This window comes from Streptomyces sp. NPDC044984, from assembly GCF_040646935.1.
GTDB lineage: Bacteria > Actinomycetota > Actinomycetes > Streptomycetales > Streptomycetaceae > Streptomyces.
On the sequence record NZ_JBEZBE010000002.1, the window covers coordinates 329,221 to 345,104 of the forward strand.

Sequence of the window (15,884 nt, forward strand, 5' to 3'; positions counted from 1 at the left end):
CTCTCTTCTCGACGTACTCGACGCCGGGGCGGGAGCCGGCGCGCGGCCGGCCCCCGTCCCCATCCGTGCGCTCGCGCGCCTACTGCTGCTGCGCCAGGCGCTTGTTGAACTCGCCCTCGACCTGCTCGGCGGCCTCGGCCGGGGACTTGCCGTTCAGGACGGCGGTCAGGTACGTCTTGATCGGGTTGGGGTCGTTCTCGACGGCGGCCCACTCGGGGATCAGCGGCGTGGTGCCGCCGACGGCGGCGGCCGGCGCGGCGGCCTCGGCGGGCGCGTTGCCCTCGAGGTTGCTCTGCAGCGACTCCTTGTTGGGGATGACGCCGTTGGCCTTGGCGAGCGCGCCCTCGAACTTGTCGGAGAGGGCGATCCGCAGGAACTCCTTGGCGAGCTCCTGCTTCTTGCTGCCCGCGGCGACGGCGAGGTTGGAGCCGCCGAGGAAGACGCCCTCGGGCTTGTCGGCCGTGGCACCGGGGATGGTGAAGTAGCCGATGTCCTGCTCGATCTTCGGGTTGGCCTTGACCGCGGTGGCGGCCTCCCAGCCCATGCCGATGAACGCGCCGGTCTTGCCCTTGGCGAAGATCTCGCCCTGCTGCGGGGTGGCCTCGTCCTTGTCCTTGGGCGCCTCGGACAGCGCCTGGAACTTCTTGTAGGTCTCCGTGGCGGCGGCGACCTTGGGGTCGGCCAGGTTGGAGACGTACTTGTCGCCGTCCTTCTTGACCAGCTCGCCGCCCTCGCCGATCACCAGGCCGACGAAGTGGTACCAGTTCTGGCCCGGCAGGTAGATCGGCTCGGCGTCGGTCTTGTCACCGATCGTCTTGAGCGCGTCGTAGAACTCGTCGCGGGTCTTGGGGGTGTCCTTCAGCCCCGCGTCCGCCCAGACCTTCTTGTTGTAGACGACGACGCGGTTGGCGAAGTACCACGGCACCGCGTACTGCTTGCCCTCGAAGACGGAGGAGTTGTTGAGGGAGTCGGTCCAGTCGGCGCCGATCTCGGTCTTGAGGTCGCCCAGGTCGGCGAGGCCGCCTGTCTTGGCGTAGGCCGGGGTCTGGGTGTTGCCGATCTCGAAGACGTCCGGCGGGTTCTCCTCGGACAGGGCGGTGGTCAGCTTCTGCTGGATGCCGTTCCACTGCTGGTTCTCGAACTTGACCTTCGCCTTGGTCTTCGCCTCGAACTCCTTGGCGAGGTCCGCCTGCCAGTCGTCGGGCGACGAGCCGTCCATCACCCACACGGTGAGCGTCTCGCCGGCGTAACCGTCCGCGCCGGCCTTGTCGCCGCCGTCACCGTCGTCGCCGCCGCACGCCGCGACGGAGAACAGCATGCCCGCGACCCCGATCGCGGCTATCAGCTTGCGCTTCACGCGCCACCCCTCCTCAGGAATGCCTTGCACACCCACGCCCTCGGCGGTACCCCCACAGCGGCGCAACAGCTCGGTGGGCTGGGACCCGGCTTCCTCTAAATGGTTTAGACCAGCAAGGGGAGCTTGGCCTAGACCTATGGCCCTGTCAAGGGTCGTGAACTCACGCCTGGATAACGGCTCCGGCGTCCCCGGTGAAGCGCGGAACTCCACCCAAACGAGGACGGGTTGACGTTTGGACTAGACCAAAGCGAGAACACACCGTTATAACGGGATCGCCGAGCGTGCGGCGCCGAACCCGGCCGTCCGCCGACGTGCACCGCGGTCGGCACCTGCCGTCCGCGCGCCGGACACCGCAGCCGGAAGGCAGGTCATGAGCACGGACGTCAGCAGCGCCCAGGCCGACACGGGGGCGCCGGGCCGCATCGGGCGCGTACCGAAGTACTACCGCATCAAGCAGCGGTTGCTGCAGATGACCGACGAACGCGCCCCGGGCGCCCCGATGCCGGCCGAGCGTCTGCTCGCCGTCGAGTTCCGCACCTCCCGCACCACGATCCGCAAGGCCCTGCAGGAGCTGGTCGGCGAGGGCCGGCTCGACCGGATCCAGGGCAAGGGCACGTTCGTCGCCCGCCCGAAGGTCTACCGGACGCTCCAGCTGACCTCGTACACCGAGGACATGCGGGCACAGGGGCTCAACCCCACCTCGCAGGTGCTGGACATCGGGTACATCGCCGCCGACGCGGAGCTGGCGGCCCTGCTGGAGGTGGAGCCGAAGGACAGGGTGCTGCGCATCGAGCGGTTGCGGCTGGCCGGCGGGGAGCCCATGGCGATCGAGGCGACCCACCTGTCCGACCGGCGCTTCCCCCGGCTGCGCAGCAACCTGACCCGCTACACCTCGCTCTACACCACCCTCGCCGAGGTGTACGGGGTACGGCCGGCGGAGGCCGACGAGACCATCGAGACCTCGCCGGCGACACCCCGGGAGGCGGGGCTGCTCGCCACGGACGTGGGCCTGCCGATGCTGCTGCTGTCCCGCCACTCGCGGGACGAGACGGGAACGCCGGTCGAGTGGGTCCGCTCGGTGTACCGGGGCTCGCGCTACAAGTTCACGGCGACGCTGACCCGCCCGGGGCCCTGACCGGGCGGTTCACCTCCAAAGCGGTTTCGCCGGAGGGGAGTTGGGTCGTCGCGCCGGAAGAGGGTTCCTTGACACGACCCAATGGTCCAGTCCAATATCCCAGTGGTCCGCACCGGGCGGCCGCACATCTGGCGCACTGGGCGACATCGATGTCACGCGGGTGGCCCGTCGGCCGGCCCTCGTGCCGAGGCCCGTGAGGGGCGCGCCGGGCCGCCGTGGCACCGGCTCCCCAACGGCCCCTCTCCCTCCCTCCCTTCCTTCCTCCCGTCCGCATGCCGTGAGTGATCCCGATCTCCGGAGTACCGCATGACGACGCACCACCGTTTCCTGCACCGCGCCGCCTCCGAGCGCCCCTACTTCAGCGCCGACGGCGAGACCTACCTCGCCGGGACGCAACTGCGGCACCTGACCAAGGACCTGCCGCTGCGGGTGCTCTCCGAGGAGCAGTTCGCGTCCTGGCAGAACCACGGCTACGTGGTGGTGCCGGAGGCGATCTCCCCCGACGCCGCCAAGCTGCTGCTGGAGTTCGCCTGGGACTTCCAGGGCCTGGACCCGCAGCGCCCCGAGACCTGGTACGAGGAGCGCGCCTTCCGCTCGGACCTCGACCGGGACCTGTTCGTCTACGGCTTCGTCGAGGCGTACCAGCACCAGCTGATCTGGGACAGCCGGCAGGCCCGGCGGGTGTACGACGCCTTCGTGGACGTGTGGGACTGCGAGGAGCTGTGGGTCACCCTGGACCGGCTCAACCTCAACCCGCCCAATGTGCGCAACCGTTCGCGTTCCCTCATCGACCCCACGGACGAGGGGTTCGACATCGAGCTGCACTGGGACGTGGACACCACGGCGAGCGTGCCGCCGCAGCGGGTGCAGGGCATCATCGCGCTCACCGACACCGAGCCGGACCAGGGCGGCTTCCAGTGCTCCCCGGAACTCTTCCGCCGCTTCGAGGAGTGGAAGGTCGCGCAGCCCGCCGACCGGGACCCGATCCGTCCCGGTGTCGACCGCACCGAGTTCCCGGTCGTCCGGCCCCGGCTCAAGGCCGGTGACCTGCTGATCTTCAACGGGATGCTGGCGCACGGCGTGGCGCCCAACACCTCGGCCGACGGGGTGCGGGCGGTGCAGTACCTGTCGATGATGCCCGCCCTGGAGGAGCACGAGGAGCTGCGCCGCTCCCGGGTGGAGTCCTGGCGCACGCTCAGCACCCCGGAGTGGAACGCGACCCTGCTCGGCGACGCGGTGAAGCACGAGTCCCTGCGCTACGGGCCCGCCGAACTCAACGATCTGGGACGGAAGTTGCTGGGACTGGACTCCTGGAACGGGCGGACCCGATGAGCGAGGGAACCGACGTGCACCGGATATGCCTGAGCCTCCCCACCGACCGGGAGTGCTCCGCGACCATCACCGCCATCGGCGGGGAGGCCTCGTACGCCACCCGGCACTTCGACGTCGAGGTGCACCTGCTGATCCTCGACTCCTCCGACGAGCGGACCCGCGAGGCCCACGCCCAAACGGTCGCCGCGCTCCCCGAAACCGCGGGCGTCGTCGTGCACCACCTCGACGAGTCCGCCCAGCGGGACTTCCTGCGCGGCGCCGTCGAGCGGGCCGCGCTCGCGGAGCCGGAGCGGATCCTCGGCCTGATGCTGCCGGACGCGCTCTCGTACGGCGCCTGCACCAACCGGGCGTTCCTCGTCGCGGCGGCGCTGGACTGCCGCTCGGTGCACCGGCGCGACTCCGACTGCAGCTACCAGGTCTTCGACGGCAAGCCCGTCTACCCCGTCCACCACGAGCTGACCTCCCTGGGCAGGCGGGCCCGCGACGCCTTCGCCGGGGTGTCGGAGGTGGCGCTCGACCCCGCGCTCGCCGACCGGCCCGTGTCGATGGTGGGCGCCTCCTTCATCGGGGAGCTCTCCGTCGACATCGGCGGCATCCGGGAGCTCGACAAGGACGTGTACGACGAGGTCGTCGCCCTGTGGGCGCCCGGCCACTGGTCCGCCGAGCAGAAGCGGGAGCTGGTCGAGGAGTCCTTCAAGGGCGCCGGGACACTGCCCTTCACGGGCGACCGCTCGACGCTGACGCTGGTCGATCCGATGCGCGTCGACATGTCCAACATCGCCTTCGACCGGGACGTGTACGAGCGGCTGCCGCTGCCGCCCGCCACCGCGACCATCGGCAGCGACTACTTCCTCATCCACGCCGTGTACGACGCCGCGCTGCCCGGCGTCCTGCACAACCGGCACATCGAGAACTACTACACCGGGGAGCGCCGCACCCACGCCGGTTTCCTGGCGTACCAGACGCGGTTCGTGAAGTTCCTGCTCTCCATGCTGTACCTGCACCACGTCTACGAGCGGACGGCCGGCGCGGGCGCCGCGCTGCTGGACGAGAGCGGGCGGCTCGACCCGGCGCCGTTCGCCGCGTTCCTCGCCGAGAGCGTGCGCCTTGACCGTGCGGAGAACGAGCGGCGGCTGGACACGGTCGCGGCGGCGTACGGACGGCTGGGCGGGAAGTACGCCGAGTTCGCGCGCGGCATGACGGCGGACCGGGAGCGGCTGCTGGACGAGGCCGCGCTCGACGTCGAGGACTTCGTGGCGCTGATCGGCGCCTGGGAGGCCCTCGTGCACGCGAGCCGGGGCGCTCTCCGGTGACCGCGGCCCTGCGTGCCGCCCTCGCGGCCGCCACCGAGGACGCGCTCGTCTACGACCTGGACGGGATCGCCGCCCGGTACGACGCGCTGACCGCGGAACTGCCCGGCGTGGACGTGCGGTTCGCGATGAAGGCGTGTCCCGTGGCGGAGGTCCTGGCCCTGCTGGCCGGCCGGGGCGCCGGTTTCGACGCGGCGAGCCCCCGGGAGATCACCCGGGCGCTGGCGACGGGCGTGCCCGCGCACCGGGTCCACTACGGCAACACCGTCAAGTCCGACCGGGACATCGCTCAGGCGTACCGGCTCGGCGTCCGGGACTTCGCCACGGACAGCGTGGAGGACGTCGCGGCGCTGGCCCGGCACGCTCCGGGCTCCCGGGTGTTCTGCCGGCTGGCGACCAGCGGCGAGGGCGCGCTGTGGGGGCTGAGCCGGAAGTTCGGGTGCTCGGCGGACGACGCCGTACGGGTGCTGGAGACCGCGCGGGACGCGGGTCTCGTCCCCGCCGGTCTCTCGGTGCACGTCGGGTCGCAGCAGATGACCGCCGAGGCGTGGCGGCGGGCCTTCGCGGCCCTCGCCGAGGTGCTCACGGCCCTGCACGGCCGCGGGATCGTGCCGGACCACGTCAACCTCGGCGGCGGTCTGCCCGCGCTCGGCTACGCCGACCGCCGGGGTGAACGGCTCGACCCCCCGCTGGACAAGATCTTCGCCGTGCTGCGCGAGGGCGTGGAGCGGCTGGCGGAGCTGTCCCCCCGTCCCCTGGACTTCCTCGTGGAACCGGGCCGCCACCTGGTGGCCGACCACGGCGCGATCAGGGCGCACGTCTCCCGGCTGACGTCCCGCCGCCTGCCGGACGGGGAGCGTGCGCACTGGCTGTACCTGAGCTGCGGCAAGTTCAACGGCCTGTACGAGATGGACCAGGTGCGGTACCCGCTCGTCTTCCCGTCCCACCCGGACACGGCCGGCGCCGGCCTGGTGCCGGCCGTCGTCGCGGGCCCCACCTGCGACAGCGACGACGCCTACGACCACGGGCACCGCCGGGTGCGGGTGCCGAGGGCGGTCGCGTCGGGCGACCCGGTCTGGGTGCTGTCGGCGGGCGCGTACGCCGCCAGCTACACGACCGAGGGCTTCAACGGCTTCGCGCCGCTCCCCCGCGTCTGCGTGGGCGGTGACGGCCCGGACGTGCGCATCCGCCGTGTCGCCGAGGACGACTGGCCGCGGATCGCCGCGCTGGAGGCCGAGGTGTACGCGTCGGCCTCGCTGTCCGAGGGCGTCGAGGCGCTCCGCTCCCGGGGCCGCGCCTCCCCGGCGACCTGCTTCGTCCTGGAGAGCGGTGACCGCGTCGCCGGCTACGTGCTCGCCCTGCCCTACCCGCGGCTGCGGTACCCGGACCTGACCCGGCCGGAGGAGCGGGCGTACGACTCCCGCAACCTGCACCTGCACGACCTCGTGATCGCGGACGACCTGCGCGGCAGGGGACTGGGCGGCAGGCTGCTGCGGCACCTCACGACGGTCGCGGGACGGTCGTCGTACGAACGGATCTCCCTGGTCGCCGTCGGCGGCACGGAGAGCTTCTGGTCCGGGCACGGCTACCGTCCCGAGCCCGGGGTCGAGGTCCACGGGGGTTACGGCGACGGCGCCGTCTACATGTCCTGCCCGGTCCAGCACCGCCGCCCCGGCGGCCCGGAAGAGGGGTCCTGACGTCCATGCTGCCCACCCTCGGCGACTTCCGCCGTGACCAACTGGCGACCGCCACCCTGTTCTTCTTCCTCGGTTTCCAGTACGCCACCTGGGCCTCCCGGCTGCCCGCCTTCAAGGACCGCTTCGACCTGGGCGGGACGGAGGTGGGGCTGCTGCTGATGGCCGCCGGTGTCGGGGCGGCGGTGTCCTTCCCGCTGGTCGCGCCCCTGATGCGGCGGCTGGGCGCCCGGCGGCTGGCGCTGTGGTCCGCGCTGGGCCTGGTGGCGGTGCTGCCCGTGCTGGCCGCGGCCGGCAGTTATCCGCTCGCCCTGCTGGTGATCCTCGTCGACGGTGTGGCCGTCGGCTGTCTGAACGTCGCCATGAACGCGCAGGGCGCCGCCCTCGAGTCCCACTACGGGCGGGCCGCGATGGCCCAGTTGCACGCGACGTTCAGCGGAGGCTCGCTCGGGGGCGCGCTGCTGGCCTCCGGGGTGAACACCGTGACGCACTCGGTGACCGCGCACTTCGCGGTGGCGGCGGCGCTGGGGGTGGTGCTGCTGGCCGGTTCCCGGCCCCGGGTGCTCACCGACGCCCCGGCTCCCCCGGCCGGGGAGCAGCCGGCGGAGGACGGGGGCAAGGGCCTGCGGAGCCTGACGGGCGCCTCGCGCACGGCCCTCGTCCTGGGCTGCGCCATGGTGTTCGGCACGGTCGTCGAGGGCGCCATGAACGACTGGTCGGCGCTCTATCTGACGGAGGAGACCGGCGCGTCCGGGCGGCTGGCCCCGCTGGGCATCGCCGTCGTCTCGGTCATGATGGTGCTGGCCCGCCTCCTGGGCGACGGCTGGCGCAACCGGTGGGGCGACGCGCGCATGGTGCGGGTGGGCAGCACGATGGCCGGCACCGGTCTCGCCCTCGCCCTGCTGGCCGGCGGCACCTGGCCCGCCCTCGTCGGCTTCGCCTGCGTCGGCCTGGGCATGGCGACGGTGACCCCCTGCCTCTACGTCGCCGCCGCCGCGGAGGGGCCCGGCGCCCTCGCCCTGGTCGCCGCCATGGGCACCACCGGCCTCCTGGCGGGCCCGGCCCTGATCGGCTTCGTCGCCGGCCACACGGACCTGACGGTCGGCATGACGGTGGTCGCGGTGTCCGCCGTGCTGGTGGCGGTGTGCTCGACGCGGGTCCGCTTCGGGGAACGGGAGGCCGAGCCGGTGCCCCGCTGAACGGTGGAGGGCTCCCGCGCGGGAGGTCCGCGCGGGAGCCCTGCGACGGGTTCACGGGGCGAGCGGCGGGCTGCCGCCGTTACTCCGGCACCGCGCCCGGCGTCTTCAGGACGCCGTACACGCCGACGCACAGGATCGCCGCGCTGCTCAGGACCAGGGCCGCGGTGAGCCAGGCGTTGGCGCGGAAGCGCTTCGGCACTCCGGTGCGGCGCAGCCGCCACGCGGCGACGACCACGGCGAGCAGGAAGATCCCGCCGCCGATGCCGCCGATCTGCACCATCAGCACCGGCGACTGCATCCAGAGGAAGAAGCAGGTCCACAGCAGCGGCAGGCACCAGGTGAGGACGCGGATGGCGCGGGTGCGGGCGCGCACGTCGCTCCAGTCGACGACGCCGAGCAGGCCGAGGGTGTTGGTCCACAGCCGGGGCACGGAGGCGGTGGAGCCGATGAGGGTGGAGAAGAGGACGGCGAACGCGCCGACGAGGAACAGGTACTCGGCCCAGGGGCCCATCGTGTCGGTGTAGATCCGCGAGAGGGTGGTGGTCATCTCGTTGCCCTCGGGCACCAGGCCCTGCGGGTGGAGCACGGCCGCGCCGATGACGTAGAAGGACAGGGTGCACAGCACGCAGACGGCGAGGCCGGTGAGGGCGTCCAGGCGCATCACCTTGATCCAGCCCTCGGCGCGGCGGGCGCGCTCCTCGCTGCCGTCGTCGGGACCGGTCCAGCGGGCGTAGCCCTTCTCCAGGCACCAGTAGGTGTACGTGGTCATCTCGTCGGCGCCGACGCCGGTGATACCGAAGACGGCCAGCGCGATGCCGACGGTGCCGGCCGGGATCGCGAAGCCGAAGCCGCTGCCCAGTTCGCTGCCGCCGTAGCCGAACTCGGTGCCGGGCAGGCCGACCGCGAGGCTGACGGTGACCAGGGTGAAGACGACGACGGAGACGAGGCAGGCTCGTTCGACGAGGCTGTACTTGCCGGACTGCAGCAGCAGGATCGCGGCGACGGTGACGACGACGGCCCACAGCGCCAGGGAGCCCCAGCTCAGCGGTTCGCCGATGACCGGCCACAGCACCGAACAGGCCGCCGCGGTACCGCCGATGATGCCGCCGCGCTGGAACATCTTGGCGAAGTCCATGCCGGTCCAGAGCCAGTTGATCCAGCTCAGCCGGCCGATGCGGGGGCCGACCTCGCGGTAGCCCTCGAGCGCGGTGCGTCCGTTGAGGACGGTCCACTGGGCCAGTTCCATCTGGACCCAGACCTTGACCGCGGTCGAGACGATCACCAGCCACAGCAGCGCGAAGCCGGCCTGGGCGCCGAGCGCGGTGGTGGTGATCAGCTCGCCGGAGCCGACGACGGCGGCCGACAGCACGAAGCCGGGGCCGAGGTGGCGGATCCGGTCGCGGAAGGCGGTGGGTGCCGGGCGGGCGTCCTCGGGGCGCAGGGCGTACGGATCGGCCTGCGCGTGCTCCGCCGCTGGGGCGGTGGCGGTGGTCGACATGGCGGTGTTCCTTTGCTGGATCCGGCGCCGTCGCCGGAGCGGAAGGCAAACAGGGCGGTTGACGGCATGGGGGGTGACGTGGCGGGTCGGGGCGGGGTCAGCCGACCGCGTGGCGCGGGGGCTCGCCGGCGAGGACACGGAGTACGTCCTCGGCGACCATCAGGCCCATCGCGCGGTTGGCCCCCGGGGTGCAGGCGGCCATGTGGGAGGTGAGGGTGAGACGGGGTGCCGTGCGCAGGACGTGGCCGGCCGGGAGGGGTTCGACGGCGAAGGCGTCGAGCGCGGCGGCGGCCAGGTGCCCGGAGTGCAGGGCGGCGGCGAGCGCGGTGTCGTCGACGAGGCCGCCGCGGGCGGCGTTGACGAGGATCGCGCCGGGTTTCATGGCGTCGAGGCGGGCGGCGTCCAGGAGCGGTGCGCCGGCGGGCGGGAGGTGCAGGGTGACGACGTCGGCGCGGGCGAGGAGCGCGTCGAGGGTGACGGGTTCGGCGTCCGCCGCCCGCACCGCGTCGTCGGGGACGTACGGGTCGTGGGCGAGGACGTCCGTCCCGAAGACGCGCGCGTAGCCGGCGACGAGCCGTCCGATCCGGCCGAAGCCGACGACGCCGATGGTCCGGCCGTGCAGTTCCGGGCCGAAGAGCTTGGGCCAGCCGCCCTCGGTGACGGCGGTGCTGGCGGAGGCGGTGGAGGAACCGGCGCCGCCGCACGAGGACTGAGCGGCCGTCCCGGGTGCCCCGCGCTCCGTCGGGGCGGCCCGCCGGGCCGGGCTCGGGGCCGATCCGGGCCGGCACGACCGGGAGTGGCGCGGTCAGCGGAGCCCGGGCGGGACGCCGGGCACCGCAACGGGACGGAGCACCGTCAGGGACTCCTCCCGGCGGGCCACCATCGCGAAGGGGAACCTGTCGACCTCCAGGCAGAGTTCGACGTCGTCCGGGTGGTACCCGCTGCGCAGCCCGGCGGCGAGGTCGGCCGCGGCACGGGAAGTCCTCGCGCGGTGGAGGTACGGGGCCGCCTCGACATCGTCCCCGGCCAGGGACCGGCCGATGTATTCGGCGCAGGCCAGGTCCTCGTCGGCCCGGCCGTCCTCGCCGGTGACCACGAACGTCACCGGGCCGGAGCCCTCGGTCCGCAGGAACCGCGCGGTCGGGCCGGCCACCACGAAGCTCGCGCACAGGACCAGCGGCGCGTCCGCGACGGCCAGCGCGCCCACGGTCCCCGCCGTCGTCTTCTGCACCAGCGTGCGGCCGGTGAAATCGCGTGACCTGAGCAGGCCGGGTGAGTTCACCGCGTCGAAGCCCGCCGCCGGCGCCCCGTCCTTCAGGGCCAGCCAGCCCGGGTGGCCCTCCTTCAGGGCGAGTGCCTCGCTCTCCGTCGGGGCCAGGACGATCCTCTCGACGCCGCGCGAGAAGGCCCAGGCGGCCACGGTGAAGGCGCGCATGACGTCGATGACGACGGCGACACGGGGAACGCCGGTCAACTCCGGTATGCCTGCGAAGTGATGCTCCATCGCGTCATTCTGACGCCCCGGACCGCCCGGGCGGGCCGAATATCCCTGCTCGGAACGGGGTCTCGGATCAGAACGGGATCTCGAAGTGGACGGTGGAGACGCCCGGGCCGTGTTCGCCGGTGGTGCGGGCGTCGAAGATCTCCTCGGCCGTGCTGCGCCAGAAGGCTTCCGCGCCCTCGACGTCCACGTCGGTGTGCAGGTAGACGCAGTCGTGGCCGGGGGTGTTCGCGACGAAGTCGCACGCCGCGTCGACCAGCGTGCCGCGAGGCCGCGGCGCCGGTGCTCCGGGCGCACGTGGACGCGGACCAGTTGGGCGGTGGTGCCGGACGGGTGGCGTTCGGCCGGCCAGCGGGGGTGCGGCGGGTGGGCGGGGCCCTGTGAGTGCACGCCGGTGGTGGCGACCACCTCGCCGTCGTGGAGGGCCACGAGCAGGACGTGCCGGGGGTCGTGGAGGTACGTGCCCTCGAGGTCGGTGACGTCCCGGCGCCGGCGGGGACGTGACCCACGCGCCTCCCGGCGTCAGGCCCGCGGCACGTGGGGGTCCAGGACGGCGGCGAGGGCCGGGCTGCGGAGGTAGCCCGCGACGCGGTGGAAGTCGAAGAGGCGGACGCTCTCCTGGAGGACGAACCCGGGACCGGCCTCCAGCACCGACTCGACGGCCCGCTCCAGCGCGGCCGCCGATCCGGAGGGGTCCTCCTCGGCGTCGTGCGCCCGGTAGCCGAAGAAGCGGAGGGTGTCGCGCAGCCGCCCGGTGTACTCCGCGGCGAACGGCAGCGGCGGCCATTCCGGCTGCTCCTCGCCCACCAGATCGGCCGCGGGGCCTTCGACGCCCACCACCAACGCCCGGTGCTCCGACGGCGGTTGCCCGTCCATGTCCCCTCCCCCTGCCCACTGCCGAGCAGCACTGTAGGGGCTCGTGGTGCTTCGGGGGACCGCTTCCGTCACCCGCCGGAACCGCGGCACCGCGTCCTCCGGAGGGAACGCGCTCCCGGTGGCGTGCGGTCAGTGGACCACCGAGAAGGTGGCGTCGGCGCGGTCCGTGGCGGTGCCGACCGGGTCGACGCGCAGGGCGTAGCCGGAGTGGCGGAGGTAGCGGGTGGGGTGGTTGTGGGAGCGGAAGGAGGACCAGGAGGCGTCGGCCAGGCCGGCGACCCGGTGGAAGGTGGCGTCCTGGGCGAAGACGGCGGTGCCGTCGTTGACGTCGAGGCGGACCTGGTAGTCGTAGTGCCGCAGGTAGCGCGTGGGGTGGCTGACCGACTGGAAGGAGACGCCGGAGGAGTCGGCCAGCCCGGGGACCAGCTTCCACTGCGAGTCGGTGTACGGGTCGAAGGGATAGGTGTCGATCCGTGCCAGGTAGTCGGCGTGGCGCACGTAACGGGACGGGTGGTTGTACGACTTCAGCCGGTTCCAGGCGGGGGCGCCCCAGCGGGCCAGCAGGTTGCCGTACTCGGTGGCGGTGATCGGGGCGATGGTGCAGTGCTTGGCGTTGACCGGGTGTGTGTAGAGCCTCTGGTCGACCGGGGTCCAGGTGCCGGTGGCGAGGTCGGTGGTCCGCCAGGCGTAGAGGACGCCGTTGGGGGTGTAGGTGTCGCCCCACAGGTACCAGGTGTTCGAGGTCAGGGGCTTCACGAGGGTGGGGGCCTCGGTGCCGCCGTGGGAGACGGCCGTGCTGAACGGTGTGAAGCTGCCTGGATCCAGCGAGGTGGAGCGGGCGCCCACGAGGGTGCCGTTCCTCTTGAAGTACAGGTGGTTGACGCCGTTCACGCCGACGGCCATGTCGCCGTCGATGACGTCGTACCCGGGGTCGAAGAAGACCTGGGGGGCGGATACGGTCGTGAAGTCGCTGGTGTAGTTCACCATCAGGACGTTGTGGCCGGTGGAGTTCACGGCGGAGTAGAGGATGGCGTACTGTCCGCGGCTCGCGTCCCAGAAGGCCTCGGGGGCCCAGCTGTGGGTGACCATGTCGTGCAGGTGCGGGCGGCGGTAGTGGGTGAAGGTGCGCAGGTCGGCGGAGTCCCACACGTGGATGGTCCGGCTGTTGTAGCCCCAGTCGGTGCCCTTGAGGTCCGTGGCCAGCACGATGAAGCCGCCGTCGCGCTTGCGCATGATGAACGGGTCGCGCAGGCCGCCGGCACCGGCGGTGGGGGTGACGACGGGGTTGTTCTGGTTCAGCGGCGTCCAGTTGAGGGAGTCGGTGCTGACGGCCAGGTGGAGGCCGTAGTCGGTGCCGAGGCCGTTCGGTGACTCCGTGAAGTAGCCCATGACGTAGGCGGAGTCGGCGGCGTGGGCGGGCCGGGCGCCCAGAGACAGGCCGACGGCCAAGACCGCTGTCGTGGCCGCGGCGGCGCCGAGGAACAGTCTGCGGGACGGCATGGCCTGGCTGTGGGGGCGTGCGCTCATCGGCTCTCCAGGTGTGTGGGGCGGGTGCGCGAACGGAACGGGCGTGATCGGTTCGACGACCCCCACCGCTGTTCGACATGACGAACAAGGTTCGGGAAGCCGGTCAGAAACTAGGACCCGCCTGACGACCCGTCAATGCTTTCCGCGCGACTCCGCCCGCACCACGCCGCAGGGCACGGTTCCTCGCCGCACCGCCGGGAGGCATGTACTCGTTCCGAAAGCGGGAGCATTTCAGCCTCCAGTGTTCACGCTCCGCTCGTTTGAGTGCGTGGGTCGCATTCGCCCGCCGGGTGCTCACACTTTTCGGCAGAGCGAGGGGACATGGACCCGCAGTCAGCCGCGCGCGATGCGGGGGCGGTTGTCCCGTGGAGTGGCCGACGCGCGGTTCACCGGAGCAGGTCGAGCAGGGCCGCTTACGCATCGACGACGAGCTGACCTTCTCCAGCACGTTCCAGGACGAGGTCCGCGCGGCCCACGACTCGATCCGGCGTCGGACGTGGTCGAGGAAGACCTGGGGGACGAGTGGTTCACTCCCTACCCAGGCGTCGAGCGCCGTGACGAGACCCGCGGGTTCCGCTCCTGACGTCCGCTCCCGGACCCGGTTGCCGCCAGGTCGGTGTCCCGCCTGCTCGGCTGGACACCCCTCCACGGATGCACGGCTCGACGTCACGACCCAGGCTGCGCATGACGAACCAGGCGGCACTCGGCCCAGACCGTCTTGCCGGGACCGAGGCGGTCGCGTACGCCCCAGTCGGCGGCAAGCGCGTCGACGAGGACCAGGCCGCGACCGCCGTCCTCGTCCGAGCCGGGAGCCTTGCGCGCCGGCCGGGCGGGGTGGGTGTCGGTGACCTCGATCCGGACCGCGCCTCGGGCGGCGTCGTAGGACAGCGACAGGGCGAAGTCCCGTCCCGGGACCCGGCCGTGGAGGACCGCGTTCGCGGCGAGTTCGGCGACGACGAGGACGACGGTGTCGTGTGCCCCGGTGCCGTGCGGGTGGCCCCACTCGGTCAGTTGGCGGGCGGCGAGCAGTCGGGCGAGGCGCGCACCGCGGCGGGTGGCGGAGAAGCGCTGGGTGAACGTACGGGCCGGGGTGAGGCCATGGGTGCGGGGGACTGACATGGCGGCCACCCTGCCGCGAAGTGTCGGGCCGTCGGCAGGCCCGGCGCCGATACAGATCGCGCTGTACTGGTCGACTCGCTGGACCGGGTCGGTCGCTGTACGTGAGCATGGGTGTGCCGAGCGTGGCGCAGCGCGCTTGGCACACGGTACGGGAGGTGCTCGGGCCTGGCAGGGACACGGCCCGGGAGCACACGGGCACAGGGGAAGGCGGCTGCGATGGCGGCGGGCAGGGCGGGGCGGAAACTGCGAGCCGGAGCTCTCGGAGAGCCTGAAAACCTTCGGCGCGGTACTCAAGGCCCTGCGCGAGGAAGCCCGCCTGACGCAGGAGCAGTTCGCACCACTGGTGCGGTACTCGGTCGCGTACATCGCCAAGATCGAACAGGGCAAGCGATTCCCTCCACGAGACCTGCTGGACCGGTCGGAAGAGGTCCTGGGGGCGACTGCCGCACGAGTCCTGGGGGCGGCTGCACGGAGCCTGACGCGGAAGGCGGGGCTGGCGTCGTGGTTCCGGCAGTGGGCGGGGATCGAGGAGGAGGCGATCTCGCTGTATGCGTACGAGTGCCGGGCGATTCCAGGGCTGTTGCAGCCCGAGCCGTACATCAGGGCCATCTTCGAGCGGCGGCTGCCGCCTCTCTCCGAGGAACAGATCGAACGCCAGGTCGGCTCACGTCTGGAACGGCAGCAGCTTCTGACCGAACGGCCGAACACAGCTTTCAGCTTCATCATCGAGCAGGCTCTGCTTGAGCGACACATGGGCGGGCCGCAGGTGGCACGTACCCTGGTGGATCACCTACTGAAGGAAGGCGCCCGAAGGAACGTCGAGATCCAAGTGATGCCCTTGCGTCAGTACGATCACGCCGGGATCGACGGCCTGATGTACCTGGCGGAGACTCCTCAGCACGAGTGGGTGGGCTACTCCGAGGGCCAGCAGTCAAGCATTCTGATCACGTCGCCGAAAGACGTGAGCGCGATGCTCCAACGCTATGGCAAGCTGCGCTCGCAGGCCCTCGGCCGTGAAGCCACAGTAAGCCTGCCGGAGCAGATGCGAGGAGCATTATGAGTACCACTGAACTGACCTGGTTCAAGAGCAGTTACAGCGGCAGCTCTGGCGACAACTGCGTCGAGGTCGCCGTGCGAACCGAGGCGGTCCTTGTCCGCGACTCGAAGGACACCCAGAGGCGAGCACTCGCCGTCTCCTGGAATGCCTGGTCGGCGTTCACGGAGCTGGCGGCCGACTCGCTCGTCTGAACTTCCGGTCCTCCACACCGACCTGGTGCTTGCGGAGCCGGTTCTCGCAGGCGACGGCGGTGGCGAGGAGGGCCGCGCCGTCGGCGAA

General features: G+C 71.9%; 13 protein-coding genes and 3 pseudogenes. 8 read left to right on the plus strand and 8 right to left on the minus strand.

Going from position 1 to position 15,884, the window contains the following annotated elements; translation table 11 throughout:
• Positions 1-79 precede the first annotated feature (79 nt).
• On the minus strand, positions 80-1,357 hold the full coding sequence (locus AB0A94_RS03630) for an extracellular solute-binding protein (RefSeq protein WP_361738238.1): 1,278 nt from the start codon (positions 1,355-1,357) through the stop codon (positions 80-82).
• A 370-nt stretch (positions 1,358-1,727) separates the two neighbouring features.
• On the opposite strand from AB0A94_RS03630, the gene AB0A94_RS03635 reads away from it, so the two are divergent.
• The 6 genes and pseudogenes from AB0A94_RS03635 to AB0A94_RS03660 all read left to right on the plus strand — a co-directional run bounded on the left by AB0A94_RS03635 (position 1,728) and on the right by AB0A94_RS03660 (position 8,027).
• Complete coding sequence (locus AB0A94_RS03635) at positions 1,728-2,492, plus strand: GntR family transcriptional regulator (protein ID WP_361738241.1); 765 nt, start codon at positions 1,728-1,730, stop codon at positions 2,490-2,492.
• A gap of 306 nt (positions 2,493-2,798) precedes the next feature.
• Positions 2,799-3,824 carry a phytanoyl-CoA dioxygenase family protein gene (locus AB0A94_RS03640; protein ID WP_361738244.1) on the plus strand — a complete coding sequence of 342 codons (1,026 nt, stop codon included), beginning with the start codon at positions 2,799-2,801 and terminating at the stop codon, positions 3,822-3,824.
• The gene (locus AB0A94_RS03645; RefSeq protein WP_361738247.1) at positions 3,821-5,137 is read left to right on the plus strand and encodes a DUF6271 family protein; all 1,317 of its coding nucleotides are present in this window, start codon (positions 3,821-3,823) and stop codon (positions 5,135-5,137) included. The genes AB0A94_RS03640 and AB0A94_RS03645 overlap by 4 nt, the downstream gene beginning before the upstream one ends.
• Positions 5,134-6,282: pseudogene (locus AB0A94_RS03650) on the plus strand (type III PLP-dependent enzyme); the annotation flags it as partial. The gene AB0A94_RS03645 and the pseudogene AB0A94_RS03650, both read left to right, overlap by 4 nt.
• A gap of 30 nt (positions 6,283-6,312) precedes the next feature.
• On the plus strand, positions 6,313-6,831 hold the full coding sequence (locus tag AB0A94_RS03655) for a GNAT family N-acetyltransferase (RefSeq protein WP_361738470.1): 519 nt from the start codon (positions 6,313-6,315) through the stop codon (positions 6,829-6,831).
• Between the two features lie 5 nt (positions 6,832-6,836).
• Positions 6,837-8,027 (plus strand): MFS transporter, encoded by a 1,191-nt coding sequence (locus tag AB0A94_RS03660; RefSeq protein ID WP_361738250.1) that lies wholly within the window; start codon positions 6,837-6,839, stop codon positions 8,025-8,027.
• Positions 8,028-8,106: 79 nt separating this feature from the next.
• On the opposite strand, the gene AB0A94_RS03665 is transcribed toward AB0A94_RS03660, so the two are convergent.
• From AB0A94_RS03665 to AB0A94_RS03695, 7 genes and pseudogenes are all read right to left on the minus strand, one after another.
• A complete protein-coding gene (locus AB0A94_RS03665; protein WP_361738253.1) occupies positions 8,107-9,525 on the minus strand; it encodes an Nramp family divalent metal transporter in 1,419 nt (472 codons plus the stop codon).
• 97 nt (positions 9,526-9,622) lie between these two features.
• A pseudogene (locus AB0A94_RS03670) lies at positions 9,623-10,189 on the minus strand (NAD(P)-dependent oxidoreductase); the annotation flags it as partial.
• Between the two features lie 141 nt (positions 10,190-10,330).
• Complete coding sequence (locus tag AB0A94_RS03675; RefSeq protein WP_361738256.1) at positions 10,331-11,029, minus strand: 2-phosphosulfolactate phosphatase; 699 nt, start codon at positions 11,027-11,029, stop codon at positions 10,331-10,333.
• A gap of 67 nt (positions 11,030-11,096) precedes the next feature.
• Positions 11,097-11,470: pseudogene (locus AB0A94_RS03680) on the minus strand (GNAT family N-acetyltransferase); the annotation flags it as partial.
• Positions 11,471-11,548: 78 nt separating this feature from the next.
• Entirely contained in the window at positions 11,549-11,902 is a 354-nt protein-coding gene (locus tag AB0A94_RS03685) for a hypothetical protein (RefSeq protein ID WP_361738259.1), read from the minus strand.
• Between the two features lie 129 nt (positions 11,903-12,031).
• On the minus strand, positions 12,032-13,429 hold the full coding sequence (locus AB0A94_RS03690) for a glycoside hydrolase family 43 protein (protein WP_361738262.1): 1,398 nt from the start codon (positions 13,427-13,429) through the stop codon (positions 12,032-12,034).
• Positions 13,430-14,095: 666 nt separating this feature from the next.
• On the minus strand, positions 14,096-14,548 hold the full coding sequence (locus tag AB0A94_RS03695) for an ATP-binding protein (RefSeq protein ID WP_361738265.1): 453 nt from the start codon (positions 14,546-14,548) through the stop codon (positions 14,096-14,098).
• Between AB0A94_RS03695 and AB0A94_RS03700 the strand changes: the two genes are divergently transcribed.
• Both AB0A94_RS03700 and AB0A94_RS03705 read left to right on the plus strand, forming a co-directional pair.
• Complete coding sequence (locus AB0A94_RS03700) at positions 14,547-15,608, plus strand: helix-turn-helix transcriptional regulator (RefSeq protein WP_361738268.1); 1,062 nt, start codon at positions 14,547-14,549, stop codon at positions 15,606-15,608. The genes AB0A94_RS03695 and AB0A94_RS03700 overlap by 2 nt on opposite strands.
• Positions 15,605-15,796, plus strand: coding sequence for a DUF397 domain-containing protein (locus tag AB0A94_RS03705; protein WP_361738271.1), 192 nt, complete (start codon positions 15,605-15,607; stop codon positions 15,794-15,796). Before AB0A94_RS03700 ends, AB0A94_RS03705 begins: the two co-directional genes overlap by 4 nt.
• Positions 15,797-15,884 lie beyond the last annotated feature (88 nt).

Coding starts and splice junctions, on each gene's coding strand:
- AB0A94_RS03640 (WP_361738244.1), top strand. CDS start 2,799: ATGACGACGCACCACCGTTTCCTGCACCGCGCCGCCTCCGAGCGCCCC.
- AB0A94_RS03675 (WP_361738256.1), bottom strand. CDS start 11,029: ATGGAGCATCACTTCGCAGGCATACCGGAGTTGACCGGCGTTCCCCGT.
- AB0A94_RS03665 (WP_361738253.1), bottom strand. CDS start 9,525: ATGTCGACCACCGCCACCGCCCCAGCGGCGGAGCACGCGCAGGCCGAT.
- AB0A94_RS03635 (WP_361738241.1), top strand. CDS start 1,728: ATGAGCACGGACGTCAGCAGCGCCCAGGCCGACACGGGGGCGCCGGGC.
- AB0A94_RS03645 (WP_361738247.1), top strand. CDS start 3,821: ATGAGCGAGGGAACCGACGTGCACCGGATATGCCTGAGCCTCCCCACC.
- AB0A94_RS03695 (WP_361738265.1), bottom strand. CDS start 14,548: ATGTCAGTCCCCCGCACCCATGGCCTCACCCCGGCCCGTACGTTCACC.
- AB0A94_RS03685 (WP_361738259.1), bottom strand. CDS start 11,902: ATGGACGGGCAACCGCCGTCGGAGCACCGGGCGTTGGTGGTGGGCGTC.
- AB0A94_RS03705 (WP_361738271.1), top strand. CDS start 15,605: ATGAGTACCACTGAACTGACCTGGTTCAAGAGCAGTTACAGCGGCAGC.
- AB0A94_RS03660 (WP_361738250.1), top strand. CDS start 6,837: ATGCTGCCCACCCTCGGCGACTTCCGCCGTGACCAACTGGCGACCGCC.
- AB0A94_RS03690 (WP_361738262.1), bottom strand. CDS start 13,429: ATGAGCGCACGCCCCCACAGCCAGGCCATGCCGTCCCGCAGACTGTTC.
- AB0A94_RS03700 (WP_361738268.1), top strand. CDS start 14,547: ATGGCGGCCACCCTGCCGCGAAGTGTCGGGCCGTCGGCAGGCCCGGCG.